Below are 13,665 nucleotides of genomic sequence, written 5' to 3'. Positions count from 1 at the left end.
ACCTCGCAAATTTAAAATTGTAGTTTACTTCTGTTGAAGTAAGCTTTCCATTTCTTCGAAAGTCATAGGTCCTGGTTTAACAAACAAAACTTCTTGGTCTTGATTAACAAGATATTGAACAGGAAAGCCCACGACCTGGTAGTCTTCCGTCATGTCACCATCTGAATCAAAAAGAACAGGGAATTTATAACCCTCGTTTTCCATAAATGAAGTAATTTCGTCAGGATCTTCCATAACATTGATGGTATATATTCCCATATCATCGTCTTCTTTTACTTGATCATGTAACTTCTGAGTTGCGTCCATCTCCTCTAAACACAAAGGACAAGTACTTTGCCAAAATTTAATTAAGACTATATCCTCCAAATCATCCGGTACTGTTACTTCATCCCCATCTAAATTTTGGAGAGTATGAGAAGAAACCTCAAACTCTACTTCGTCAAGATCATCGTCAGTTCCTTCAAATTCAAAATCATTAGTTTCCTTCTCCTCTTCTTCCTTGGCCTCCTTTTCATCATCTAGCAATATATCTGGATTACATCCCGACAAAAGGAAAGAGCCAGTCATCAGAACTAATAGCAGAATTATCAATAATGATTTTTTTAAGAACATTTTGATACTCCCCCCTTTAATTAACCAAGTTAAACAGCCATAAACTAATATCTGCAAACTTATCAAAAAGGACTAAAAATCCAATAACTATTAATAAGCTACCGCCAATTTTATTTAACAAAGGCAAATATTTACTAAACTTGCTCAAGCGTGGATGAAGTAATCGCATAAAATAAGCAAGTAATAAGAATGGAATGGAAAAACCCATGGAAAAGATCGCTAGTAATACCATTCCCTGATAAACCGTATCTGATTGACTTGCGTATAAGAGTATTGAAAATAAAATAGCAGTAGTACAAGGACTCCATGCAAAAGCAAAAGTTGTTCCAAAAACAGCCGATGAAAAAAAGCCTGGGTTTTGTGGTATAAAATTGATCTTTTTTTCTTTATTAAGAAAGGGTAATCTATAAAAACCACCCAATTGTAGCCCGAATAAGATGATTAAAATACCAGCACCAACTCGAAAATAGTTCTGTCGTTCATCTAAAAATTCACCTATCCCCGTAGCCGTTGCCCCAAGCAGAACAAACACCAAAGTAAATCCAGCTACAAAGCCCAGTGCATTTACCATAACTTTCGTTTTATTTAACCCGTCTTTTACGTCTCCAATTGAAGAACCCGCAATATATGATATATAAGCCGGATACATAGGCCATACGCATGGACTAAAGAAAAATAATAATCCGGCTGCAAAGGCTATAGAAATTGATACGGTCTCTATCATGAGTAATACTCCTCTCCCTTCTATACTTGTTGATTTTTTCGCCATAATCAATCTAGGAGTATTTTAACCTTAATGTTTTTTAGAATAGTATTTTTTAATTTTTTTAGATACTATACCACCTATCTTACCTGACTCCTCGGCAGTTAGGTTTGCCCAACCATGTTTCAGAACTTTCCCTCCTAAACCCATTTCAATTGCTGTCTTCCATTTAAAATAATCTTTTATTTCATTTAATCTTCCTTCATCTAATTTTTCATCCTTTTGGGTAACCATTATAATATATCTACCCTCCCATATTAGCAGGATTAATATCGGGTACTATTATTATAACATAGGTTTTAGGACTTAATTCTTATTTCACATTTTTACACTAAATATTTATTTTACCAAAAATACATTTGGTAATCTATAAGTTCAAAATGTCCTTCTTTTTCTAACATATCAATGGACTTTTGTAAAATTTTATCTAAATATCTTTTATCAGTACTGACAGCCGCTACACCTAAAGTCGCCCGCTGCCATTTATCATGATAACCAACTTCTGCCACTGACAAATTAAATTTGTTTTTAAGTCTGGTGATAGTGCTCTTTAAAATTTTCCGTTTTTCTTTCAAAGACCTAATTCCACCTATACTGATGTCAATCTCTAGAATTCCTACCTCCATTGTATCACCTCATTATATATTTTTTACCTTGCTAATATTTTATAGTTACCCCCAGAAATTGAAAATAATTTTTAAATATTTCCATAAAGGAAAAAAGGCGAACCTTTTCACAAGGCCGCCTTTTTCCTAGTAATTTATCCCCATTTTCCTTTTCCAACATGAACTTCAATTTCCGCCTTTGATGACTGCTTGAGAACATTAGCCTGTTCTTTGGCCTGTTTAAACAAGGCAAGGCAACCGGGGTCAAGATTAATTTCTATCCCCTCTTCTGAAATATTCTCAGCCTGTTCCATTAGTTCACAAAGTTCCATTAATAAAGCATTTGTTTCCCTTGATTTTTCGACTTTTTCCTGGGACTCTCCAGTTAGTTCCATGAATTTTTCCTTGGGTGCACCGCATCTCGGACATTTTTCCGGTGCTTCTTCTACATCAAGAATTAAATTACAAACTTCACATTTCCACATTATCTTTCACCTCTTTTTCAGAAATAAAAATTACTATTATTAATATTCGACTTTGATTTATAAATTCCTGCTTTATTATTCTATTTTTGGGAATGAATTCTATGTAGCTATAAATTACATTTTTTCGGCCAGAATTACTGTGCTTGAACAATTTTGATTCCAGATCTGTTCTTCAAAGCCGCAATAGCTGTTTTTTACTTGAAAACCTGCTCTTTCAAGCATTGAAGTTAATTTATCTTTAGTTAGTATTAGCAGTTCGGTCTCATCTTGGTAGTTTTCATGATTATCCGTGATTTGTAACAAAGTTTCAAATAATACTTTATCTTCTCTCTCATTATGAGGGCGATATTGACGGTAAAATTTCACCTGCCCTTTTCTGGCAGTTAATACTGGAAATTCTTTTGAATCAGCCCCATCCTGATCAAAGTTCACAGTCTGAACTAGCAGCCGACCTTTTGGATTTAAATAATTATATGCTATTTGTAAACACTGATAAACATCTTCAAAGCTGTTAACATGGGGCAAAGTGTTTCCGATACAAAAAATCCCATTAAATTTTTCATTAAAGGGATAATCTTGTAACATATCTCCTACTGCTACATGAGCCCCTGTAATTTCATTTTTTTGAATTTTATTAATAGCCATATCTATCATGCCATGATCGTTATCAATCCCGTAAGAATAAATGTCCTGCTTGGCAAATGATAGCACATAATCCCCTGTACCACAGCCCAGATCTAAGATTTTATCCTTCTTTTGTAGTCCTAGTTTATCCCAGATCCAATGAACTTTGTTCATTTTGACTGGAAACAGTTCATCGTAATATAAAGATAACTGCTGGTATAAGCTCATTCTGTTCCTCCTTTGGCCAGTTTAATTGGTATTTTTTAGTATAGCAGATAAAATATCTAAATACAAAAAAAGCGTGGTTTTAATATATTTCACCACGCTTGATAAGTTACTTTACTTTATAAGATTGCTAATTCTCCAGGGATCATTTTTCTTATTCGAAGGCTATGTAATATTTAGTTGTTGAAATTGAAAATTTACATACCAACATTCAACTTTAATACTGCTTATTTGAAAATATCCTTAAAACCTGCTTGTTCGATTCTATCTTCAATGATTTCGTGATCGGTGGTATAGTATCCCCATTGATTTAAGTAATCAAATAATACTGAACCCGAAAAAGTATACTTGATAGCTCTACCTTCTTCAGTAGTCATTTGCTCACCTACATAAGCAATAGCTTCGCCACACATAGTAGAACGGGGAATTTCAATTAGTTCATCATCTAACCCATAACGTACAGCATTAAAACCGGCCAGGGTACCTGTTATAATCGCTTCTGTATGACCTACTAGTAAACCCGATTTCTCTCCAGCACAAAATAAATTTTTAATTCCTTGAACATTTAAGTAATTATCTCTGGGAGCTAAAGCCATATATCTAATGGAATTGCCTACTCCTCCAGCATAAGGATCTTCAAATCTGGCTTTCTCAAAACCAGGAATCTTCCTTAAATATTCAATAGGAAAAAATGGAGTCATCAATTTGGCATGACCTGTATCCAAAAGAATAATATTGTCATAGTATTCCTTTAAAGCATATTGCTGACAAGCTTTTTTCTTTGTAAAGTCATCACTTTCTAAAAGTTCTTGTGGAATCGATACTATAGCAGTACCTGTGCTATCTAATTGATGCACTATGTCTTCACTTAATGAATCTTTCAATAGCTTACAAGATCCACTCATAGCCCCTTGAGTGCCATCGGAATTTTTACCTGTTATTTCTTGTATACCTGCTTGAGCAGTGATACTTACTCGCTCTCCAAAGCTACTGCATCTGTAGATGCATTGAGCACAGCCATTTCCATATTTAATGCAATTTTTCATAGGTCCTGCTGTGCCTGTAGTGTCTATAAACACATCTCCTTGGACTTCTCCATGACCAGTTATTAAAGATTCAATTTTATCTTCTTTGAGATTTACATCTCTAGCAGTAACATTTAAATGTAGTTGGACACCATTTTGGACTAAAAAATCCCTGATTACTGGTTCTATACTGGCTATATCATAAAGACTAGCATGTTGGTGTCCGGGAAAATCTACATTTTTATGTCTGGTTGTCTCATCTATGAGTTTAAATAAATCTCCTCCACCCATATTAATAGCTTCTTCTGCAGCAGTATACCTACCGTTATTTCTCATAATCCCTCCGACTAGACCGGAACCCAATAACATATCCGTTCTTTCCAGAATACTCACTTCTGCACCTTGTTTTAGAGCTGCAATAGCTGCAGCACAACCGGCCCAACCTCCCCCCGAGATTATTACTTTAGTCAATTCATTACCCTCCTGAAATCAATACACATAATACACATCCTATCAAACAAAGGATTCTTGAGTTTTTCACAATAACTTTCATTTGAAATATAATAAATCAGGTTTGATATAGCTCAGGAATCATCCTGTATCATTTAAAATACCCCGTATAGCTTGTTTTATTCTTATAAGGAGCTAAAATCGAATCTTTGAGGGGTATCAGCTGGGGAAAGGAGGTTAATTATGAATACTAAGATCATTCCCTATTACTTTGCCGGTGGAAATACCAGCCAAGGATTTTATTCACTATTTGATTATATTTTAGAAAATCCGGATAGGATTTATATTTTTAAAGGAGGTCCAGGTACCGGTAAATCAACTTTAATGAAAAATTTAGCTAAAAAATTCACTGAACGTGCATATGCCGTAGAGCAAATTTATTGTGCTTCTGATAGCAATTCCCTTGACGGAATAATGTTGCCCAAAAAAAACAAAGCAGTAATTGATGGTACTTTTCCTCACGTAATTGACCCACGTTCACCTGGTGCTGTAGAGGAAATAATTGATCTAGGTAAAAATTTGAACAAATCAAATTTGAAAATAAATAAAAAAACAATCAAATCAATCCAAAATCAAGTAAAAAAATTATTTTCTGTCAGCTACAATTATCTAAAACAGGCCAATACCACTAGATCGAGACTCAAAACGATCTACGGTTTTAAGCTAAGTAATAAGTTTCTACATGAGTTAGAAAGTTTCATTGTATCTAGCTTAAATTCTCACCGAAACAAACTGTCAGATCCGTATGTTCACAACAACTTGCCAGGAAAAAGCCGATATTTATTTGCCAGTGCTTTGACTCCTCAGGGTTATATAAATTTTCTACCCAATATACTTGCCAATGCTTCTCATCTGATTGCTGTTAATGATGATTATTATCCAGAAACTGATCTCCTGTTTAAAAATGTTTTAAAAGAACTTCAGAAGCAAAATCATCGAATCACTGTTTTTTTGTGTGGACTTAATCCAGAACAAATTGACTGCATTTACCTTCCAGACTATGGTGTAGGGTGTTTTAGGTCCAATCAATATCACAAATTCCCAGAAAATGAACAAAATAATAACATCAATTTTGAAACTCTTAACCTTAGAAATTCAGTTGATTTACCTTCATATTTGTCTGCAGAAAGGCAGTACAGTCTTAATCAGTATCAGCAATTAATTGATAAAGCCCTTGAAAAATTGGAAGAGATGATTGAAATCAGGCAAGATCTAGAATCAATATATATAAATGCTCAAAATTTTGATTATGTAAATGAAATTGAAGACTACTTACTAACAGAGTTAAACCAGTAAATTGTAATCTTTGTGCAATTTTACTATTTAGGTTGACAAAGCTATGATATTAAGGGAAAATTTAGCTAGAATTTTACAAGTGATTATCCAAGTAATTGTAATAACTTTTGAATCACCGTAAATACAAATACAATAAATAAAACGCGAGGGTCTTGTCATGTTAGATCTTAATTATTTAATTGATGTATTGAAAGTTATCGTCTTTTCAATGCTACCTGTAGTGGAAATTAGAGGGGGAATTCCTTTAGGAATTTCTCTAGGATTTCATCCTATTCAGGCATTTATATTTAGTGCACTAGGTAATATAGCTATAATCTTACCTTTAATCGTGATATTAAACTTGCTTGATCCATTCTTTCGTTCTTTACCCGGAATTCGATTAATTTACGAAAAATCTATTGACAGAGTCCTAGCACGTAGAGATAGGTATTTAAAGTATGGAAAATACGTGTTATTCTTTTTTGTAGCAATCCCCTTTCCTACTACCGGAGCATGGACAGCTTGCCTGGCTTCTTATATTTTTCAAATACCCAAAAAAGATTCATTTTGGATAATAAGTACAGGAGTACTAACTGCTGGTTTAATTGTTCTATTAATTTCTCAAACAACAATTTCATTTTTAACTTTCTTAGATTAACCCGACCAGACTATGGTCGGGTTTTTTATTTGATGTACAAAGTTATTGCATGTTGATAACTGTAAAATCCACATTATCAACAACGAAATAATAAAGCGCTTTTATTTAGACATTGTATAAAATTATTGTCTGAGTAATATTAGAATTAACTCAGTTTAGATAAAATGACCAATTATTGCTAATACTAGGATTAAGTATAAATTTTAAACTTGGAGTGATAAATTGTGAAATCTATCGATAACAACAATCCCCAAATCGCCAATTTTAAGTCTCTAATACTCCAAAACTTACAAGAAACATTGCTTAACGATGGAGATACAGAAGTTCAATCTATCATTAATCATCTTTTATCAAGACAAGGAAAGCTTTTTCGACCCGTCCTTGTATATTTATCAGCCAATATTCATCAAGTTGATAAAGATAGGGTATTGAAAACTGCCATGGCTTCTGAGTTGATTCACCTAGCTTCTTTGGTCCACGATGATATCATAGATAATTCTGACTATCGACGGGGGAAACAAACTGTAAATTATTACTGGGGTAATAAATCAGCCGTGCTAGTTGGTGATTATTTATTTTCAAAGGCTTTTTCAATTCTTGCTATGATTGATTCTCCCAAAATTATGGCTCTATTTACCGATGCCATCAGTAAAATGTGTCAAGGAGAGCTTATTCAGTTAAATAACGCCTTTAAAAGTGGTATTTCTAGAGAAATTTATTTTAAAGTGATTGAATATAAAACAGCTGCACTACTTGCAGCTTGTTGTGAGTCCGGTGCTATCTTAAGTTCAGGGAATGGAAAGTCTTGTAAATCGGCAGCAGCTTTAAAAAATTATGGACTTCATTTGGGTAGAGCTTACCAAATCATCGATGATGTAATGGATTATACTGTACCCATGGGTTCTAGCGAAAAACCACGAGGGAAAGACCTTACTGAAGGCATTATTACTTTACCCGTAATTTTATTAATGGAAAAGAATGAGTTGACAGGGCAAGAGCTAGAAGAATTTTGGCAGGCAGGTCCGACCCCAAACCAGTTTAGTCTCCTTGTGCGAGACCTTAATAATAACAGATGTATTACTGAAGCCCTCAGAATTGCTGAACATGAGTTGAATTTAGCTAATCAATATTTAACACAAATTAGTGGAGAGTACAGTGAGCTCGATGTCTTGTTTTCTATGAAAAGTCAACTTTTACAGCGTGTAAACAAACTACAATCAGTCACCGCCGAAATCTGAAATTGTAAATGGCTGTATTAAGTTGTATTTTGAAAATGTAAAGAGTATCAACAACTAAATATAACAGCGCCTAAGTAATAATAAATTAAATCTAGATTACTCCTACTCTTCTAAGTGATTTACAGACTTTATATAACATTAATGTATCACTACCTCCAGTTGAAAGCAGGTCATTTCGCAATAATTCCATTCCCTGACTTTCAATTTTAGGATCTGATAGGTACAGAGCCAGTAACCCTTTTACTACCATTTTATGAAAATCAGCATTTGGTAACTCTTTAATGGATTCTAAGGACTTGTTGACAAAGTACTTTAATCTTGTCAACATCATTTCTTTATTAGGATAAAAAAACACAAAATTTAGATCTTGTTCTCGATAATCCTCCTCTTGATCAATTAAATAATCAAGTAAAATATGAAGTCCACAAATCCAAGGAAAATAACAGTTCAAAATTGACCGGTGTGAGGTTTCATCGTAATTTTTAGACATCAAAGCAATTAAAGCAAAAATCAATAATGTAGAACCAGATGCACTGGCAAATTCCCACCAGTATAAATTTCCAGCACTATTCAATTTAGTGGTATAATGCTCATGCCAGGACTTTAACTTGGATTCTCTTTTATCTAGTTCTAGATGCTTGTAAATTTGTAATTCTGTGTAGAGCTTGGTATAGAAATACAAGTCATCTCTAACTAAGTCAATTTCTTTAAATTTACTTAATTCCTGTCTACAAGTCTGTACTAAATTGATCAGATAACTGTCATCATCTGTATGAGGATAATATTTATAATATCCTTCTCCTGAAACTGACAAATTGACTTCATCAGTATTAAAAATATCAAGCATTGCTTGATGTAGTTTTGCAAAACTTCTTTCTTCATAAATACCAGAACGATCGCACAAATTATCAAGATAATCGCTGATTGTTTGAAAAGCTACAATAAATCGAGCCACATCCTCGTCGAAACTTCCTTTGTATAGTGAATAGACACTTCCACCCTGACAGTGAAATTTTTTAAATTTAATGCTTAATTGTCCTTGTTCACTTAAAAAATCACTAGAGGCATTGGAAATCACATCGTACCAGTAATTTAATTCCCGATTTACAAAGGGTAGAACTTTAAAAATCATTAAACTAAGTGATTTGAACTGCAATACCCTTTCCTCCCTGGTTAATCGTATTTAATATTTTACAACTTAATAAACAAAAGTTCTTTATACTCTGTTGTTGCTAGTTGAACTTTTCTATTGAACGAATTTTGTGTTTAACACAGACAAACAAAAAATACCTGCTATCATAATATTTCCAAGACAGCAGGTATTAATCCATTTCGAACTAGTTAATATGTTTATTTCACTATATTTATTTCACTATAAAGCTGGCTTACAAATTATTTCATGTAGAGATGTCTTAAAAAAGTCTTTGCCATGAGCTGGAGTAATAACCACGGCAGAATCAGCTCCCCGACCACTGCCTCCTATGGCAATCACTTTCTTTCCATAGGGAATCAAACCAGCATCTAATGCCATGGTAGAGATTTCAAAAGTTACTTTTACTCCCTGTCCAAAACATCTTAAAGTTGCTGAAACAATTCCACCAGGATATAAGCCACCGAATTCATTGGTTACAGCTCTTTCAATATTAGCAAATAAATGGGTAGTAGTTAATACAGAAATTCCTTGATTAGATAATTTTTCTCTGTTTTCCTGGGACATTTCATCCTGACCAGGTTCTTTGAAACCTACATGATGAGTAACACAATTAATATTTGCTTCCTGATCTTTTAAGAGATCGGCAAGTATTAATGCAGTATCACCGTTATTCGAGGCCACAATATAATCTGTTACTCCTAGCTCTTTTCCACGCTCTACAGCTAACTCTAAAGCTCGATTTGTATTATCCTGACCGGAATTTTCAAAAGTAATCAATGTTTCCACCTCCCATCACTAATTTACATTGCTTCAGGAGCTTTAATACCCATAATACCTAGGCCATTAGCTAAAACCTGTCTCACAGCATCAATGAGTATTAATCGAGCCTGTTTTACTTCTTCGGTTTCATTCAAGATAGGGCAATGGTTATAAAAACGGTTGAATTCTCTACCTAAATCCAGCAGATACCTGGCTAGTATATGAGGTTTGTTGGCATCCCTAGTTCGTTTTAAAGCATCTGTGAATCCAGCCAACAACTGAATCACATTCTTTTCATAGTCTGACTGCAAGTGCTTAACTATGTCTTTGTCATACTCTGGCGTAATATCAGCTTTTTTCAATACACTACAAATTCGCGCATGTGTATATTGTAAATAAGGTGCTGTTTCTCCATTGAAGTCTAAAATTTTATCCCAATCAAAATTCACTTCTTTAACCCTGTCATTGCTTAGGTCACCAAAAATTACAGCTCCTACTCCCACCATTTCTGCAATATCTTCTTGATTATCTAATTCAGGGTTCTTTTCTCTAATAGTTTCAAGGGCCAGTTGTTTTGCTTTTTCAAGAACGTCTTCTAAGTAAACCATATTTCCTTTGCGAGTAGACATTTTCCTATCTTGGAATCTAATTAACCCAAAGGGTACATGCTCCATATTTTCAGCCCAATCACAACCCATTTTCTTTAGAACATTGAACATTTGGTTAAAATGCAGTTCCTGATCAGCTCCCACTACATATAGAGCTTTATCAAATTGATAGTTTTCGTATCGATAGAAGGCTGCAGTTAAATCTCTAGTAATGTATAATGTGGCACCATCTTGTTTCTTTAATAAACAAGGTGGTAAATTTTCTTCGTTTAAATCTACAATTAATGCACCTTGACTATAAGTAGCGATTCCAGAATCTTTGATGGTTTCTATGGTGTCTTCCAACTTATCATTGTAAAAAGCTTCACCTTTGTTACTATCAAACTTAACTCCAAGTTTACGGTAAATACGTTCAAAATCTTTTAAACTCATTTCTCTAAACCATTCCCAAAGCTTTTCCGCCGTCTCATCGCCTTCCTCAAGCTTTCTAAACCATTCCCTTCCTTCATCTTTCAAAGACGGGTCTTCTTCCATTTCTTCATGAAACTTGACATACAAATCATATAAATATTCAATGGGGTCTTTTTCTAACTCTTGTTCGTTTCCCCATTTCAAATATGCGGCAATCAAATTGCCAAACTGAGTTCCCCAGTCTCCTAAATGATTAATTCTTTCCACATTATACCCTAAGGTCTCATAAACATTTGCCAGGGAATTGCCAATAACAGTAGAACGAAGGTGACCAAATCCAAAAGGTTTGGCTATATTTGGTGATGAAAAGTCGATAACTACTGTTTTCCCATCCCCTTCAGAAGATTTTCCGTATCCACGGCCTTGGGTATAAATCCTTTCTAAGGTGTCCTGGTTTAATTTTTCAAGATTACAGGTGAAATTAATATATGGACCTGTAGCTTCTATAGCTGAAAAGTATTCTCCTGCTTCAATATTTTCAACTATTTCCGATGCAATTTGAGCTGGATTTTTTTTCTTTATCTTGGCCAGTTTAAAACAAGGAAAGGCAAAATCTCCCAGGTTACGGTCCGGGGGAACTTCAACGTTTTCTTTAATGTCCTCAAGATCAAGCCCGGTTTCTTCCAGCAGTAACTCTGCTATTTTCTGGCGAAAAATTTCCATAGCTTATCCCCCATTTCTTTAAATATTTCAAATGAATATTTTATGTTTTAATTGCATGCATGATTTATTATATCTCAATTTGTCAGTGCCAACAAGAAATCTTTGCAAAAACAAATTTATATTCTTTATATCCAAGTCTATTTTAGTTAAAAATAACTAAAATTTATGTTAGACTTAATGTATATGATTTACAATACGGTATGTTTAACTCGTTAGGAGTGAGACCATGAACCGATCTTACTATAAGGACAGACCTATATTTTTTTTGGGTCATAAAAAACCTGATACAGACTCAATTTGTTCAGCTTTGGCTTACAGTAATTTTAAGAATAAAGTTAGTAACGAACATCAATTTCAGGGTGCAAGAGCAGGAGAAATAAATAAAGAAACAGAGTTCGTATTAAATCATCTTGAGGTTGAACACCCTCCACTAATAAAAGATATTCATTCACGTGTATCTGACATGCTTACTGAGGAACCTGTAACTATTAACCCAGATACCACAGTTAAAGAGATTAATTCTTTGTTAAAAAATAAAGAATCCAAGTCGTTTCCAGTAGTTGATCAACACGAGCGCCTGCAAGGTCTAGTCACTATGGGAGACTTAGCTGCTAAAATTATGGACGATCTTGAAAAAGATTTTTTAGGACCAATTTCTTTTGAGTCCGAATCACTTGTTAAAATTTTAGCTGGTGAAGCTCTTTACCTAGGTAAAGATAAATCGTTAAAAGGAAAAATCATTGTGGGCGCTATGAGTCAAGATACACTCCCAAGTTTTGTTTCCCGGGGTGACATTGTTTTGTTGGGAGATAGACAAGATGCTCAAATTAACTGTCTCAAAGCTGGTGCAAAATGTCTAATATTGACAGGTAATAGTCAACCAAGTTCAAAAACTAGAGATCTAGCAAAAGATAAAGATGCCTCCATCATTTCGGTACCCCATGATACTTCAAAGACAGTTAGATTGTTAACCATGGCAACTCCTGTAAAAGACTTCATGAATACTGGCAACATCGTATCCTTTTATACCGATGACCTTACCGAAGAAGCTAAAGACGAAATGCTTGCGACAAGATATCGTAGTTACCCCGTTCTAAACCATGATAATCAAGTTGTAGGAACCATATCTCGAAAAGATCTATTGGGATTACAGGGAAAAGAAGTTGTTTTAATTGACCATAATGAAAGTCATCAGGCAGTTCAGGGTATTAATGAAGCAAAGATACTAGAAATAATTGACCATCATAAATTGGGTGATCTTTCTTCGGCAGAACCGATTTATTTTAGGAATGAACCTCTAGGAGCTACGGCTACAATAATTGCTCGTATATATCAAGAACACAATCTAAAACCTGATCCAACAACAGCAGGTCTTTTATTAGCAGCAATTTTATCTGATACAGTTATTTTAAAATCACCTACCTGTACCCAACTTGATATCAGTATTGCTCAAGAATTAAGCCAAATAAGCGGACTTGATATCTACGAATTCGGTAAGAAAATGTTTCGAAAAGGTGCAGAAGTAATAGAAGAAGCTCCTGTTCCTATGATAACAAAGGACTTTAAAGAGTACAATTTTGGAGAAAAATTCGTTGGTATAGGACAGATGAACACGGTTGATTATCAAGATGTGAGAGAATACCTTCCCAGTATTAAAGAGGGAATGAAAAAAATAATTACAGAAGATCAATATGATCTGTTACTTTTTCTAGTAACTGATATTGAAAGACAGGATTCTTTACTACTGGTTGAAGGCACTGATTTGAATTGTGTTGAATCAGTATTTCAACAAAGGTTATCAGAAAATACTTTATACCTAGAAAATGTAGTTAGCAGAAAAAAACAAGTAGTGCCACCTCTATCAAGATTTTTTTCACAAAAATAATTAACGTAATTCTTGATGTCACGATATGAAAAAAGCAGGCTCCCTAAATTAGGAAGCCTGCTTTTCTTGTTAACGGAATATTCTCTTACCGTCATTTATCATATAA

Annotated in this window: 14 protein-coding genes; 4 read left to right on the top strand and 10 right to left on the bottom strand. The window is 34.2% G+C overall.

The window, feature by feature from the left end; all coding sequences use genetic code 11:
* Positions 1 to 24: 24 nt before the first annotated feature.
* The 7 genes from NTHER_RS06405 to NTHER_RS06375 all read right to left on the bottom strand — a co-directional run bounded on the left by NTHER_RS06405 (position 25) and on the right by NTHER_RS06375 (position 4,810).
* Positions 25 to 612 (bottom strand): TlpA family protein disulfide reductase, encoded by a 588-nt coding sequence (locus NTHER_RS06405; protein WP_012447721.1) that lies wholly within the window; start codon positions 610 to 612, stop codon positions 25 to 27.
* A 16-nt stretch (positions 613 to 628) separates the two neighbouring features.
* Complete coding sequence (locus NTHER_RS06400) at positions 629 to 1,336, bottom strand: cytochrome c biogenesis CcdA family protein (protein WP_012447720.1); 708 nt, start codon at positions 1,334 to 1,336, stop codon at positions 629 to 631.
* 69 nt (positions 1,337 to 1,405) lie between these two features.
* On the bottom strand, positions 1,406 to 1,609 hold the full coding sequence (locus NTHER_RS06395) for an alpha/beta-type small acid-soluble spore protein (protein ID WP_012447719.1): 204 nt from the start codon (positions 1,607 to 1,609) through the stop codon (positions 1,406 to 1,408).
* Between the two features lie 110 nt (positions 1,610 to 1,719).
* On the bottom strand, positions 1,720 to 2,001 hold the full coding sequence (locus NTHER_RS06390) for a DUF503 domain-containing protein (protein WP_012447718.1): 282 nt from the start codon (positions 1,999 to 2,001) through the stop codon (positions 1,720 to 1,722).
* 134 nt (positions 2,002 to 2,135) lie between these two features.
* The gene (locus NTHER_RS06385; protein WP_012447717.1) at positions 2,136 to 2,465 is read right to left on the bottom strand and encodes a rubredoxin-like domain-containing protein; all 330 of its coding nucleotides are present in this window, start codon (positions 2,463 to 2,465) and stop codon (positions 2,136 to 2,138) included.
* 114 nt (positions 2,466 to 2,579) lie between these two features.
* Positions 2,580 to 3,317, bottom strand: a complete 738-nt coding sequence (locus NTHER_RS06380; RefSeq protein WP_012447716.1) for a class I SAM-dependent methyltransferase — start codon at positions 3,315 to 3,317, stop codon at positions 2,580 to 2,582.
* A gap of 224 nt (positions 3,318 to 3,541) precedes the next feature.
* Positions 3,542 to 4,810, bottom strand: coding sequence for an FAD-dependent oxidoreductase (locus NTHER_RS06375; RefSeq protein WP_012447715.1), 1,269 nt, complete (start codon positions 4,808 to 4,810; stop codon positions 3,542 to 3,544).
* A 222-nt stretch (positions 4,811 to 5,032) separates the two neighbouring features.
* Here NTHER_RS06375 and NTHER_RS15195 point away from each other — a divergent pair, with 222 nt between their 5' ends.
* The 3 genes from NTHER_RS15195 (at position 5,033) to NTHER_RS06360 (ending at position 8,020) form a co-directional block, all read left to right on the top strand.
* Complete coding sequence (locus NTHER_RS15195; RefSeq protein WP_012447714.1) at positions 5,033 to 6,145, top strand: hypothetical protein; 1,113 nt, start codon at positions 5,033 to 5,035, stop codon at positions 6,143 to 6,145.
* Positions 6,146 to 6,302: 157 nt separating this feature from the next.
* Positions 6,303 to 6,782, top strand: a complete 480-nt coding sequence (locus NTHER_RS06365) for a COG2426 family protein (RefSeq protein WP_012447713.1) — start codon at positions 6,303 to 6,305, stop codon at positions 6,780 to 6,782.
* A 224-nt stretch (positions 6,783 to 7,006) separates the two neighbouring features.
* A complete protein-coding gene (locus tag NTHER_RS06360; protein ID WP_012447712.1) occupies positions 7,007 to 8,020 on the top strand; it encodes a polyprenyl synthetase family protein in 1,014 nt (337 codons plus the stop codon).
* A 91-nt stretch (positions 8,021 to 8,111) separates the two neighbouring features.
* Here NTHER_RS06360 and NTHER_RS06355 read toward each other — a convergent pair whose 3' ends face one another.
* The 3 genes from NTHER_RS06355 to argS form a co-directional block, all read right to left on the bottom strand.
* Positions 8,112 to 9,176 (bottom strand): tetraprenyl-beta-curcumene synthase family protein, encoded by a 1,065-nt coding sequence (locus NTHER_RS06355; RefSeq protein ID WP_012447711.1) that lies wholly within the window; start codon positions 9,174 to 9,176, stop codon positions 8,112 to 8,114.
* A gap of 216 nt (positions 9,177 to 9,392) precedes the next feature.
* The gene (locus tag NTHER_RS06350; RefSeq protein WP_414628113.1) at positions 9,393 to 9,959 is read right to left on the bottom strand and encodes a pyruvate kinase alpha/beta domain-containing protein; all 567 of its coding nucleotides are present in this window, start codon (positions 9,957 to 9,959) and stop codon (positions 9,393 to 9,395) included.
* A 14-nt stretch (positions 9,960 to 9,973) separates the two neighbouring features.
* Positions 9,974 to 11,674, bottom strand: coding sequence for an arginine--tRNA ligase (argS, locus tag NTHER_RS06345; RefSeq protein ID WP_012447709.1), 1,701 nt, complete (start codon positions 11,672 to 11,674; stop codon positions 9,974 to 9,976).
* 226 nt (positions 11,675 to 11,900) lie between these two features.
* Here argS and NTHER_RS06340 point away from each other — a divergent pair, with 226 nt between their 5' ends.
* The gene (locus NTHER_RS06340; protein ID WP_012447708.1) at positions 11,901 to 13,559 is read left to right on the top strand and encodes a putative manganese-dependent inorganic diphosphatase; all 1,659 of its coding nucleotides are present in this window, start codon (positions 11,901 to 11,903) and stop codon (positions 13,557 to 13,559) included.
* Positions 13,560 to 13,665: the final 106 nt, after the last annotated feature.

The organism is Natranaerobius thermophilus JW/NM-WN-LF (genome assembly GCF_000020005.1).
Classification (GTDB): domain Bacteria; phylum Bacillota; class Natranaerobiia; order Natranaerobiales; family Natranaerobiaceae; genus Natranaerobius; species Natranaerobius thermophilus.
This window is presented reverse-complemented; position numbering and strand designations above follow the sequence as displayed.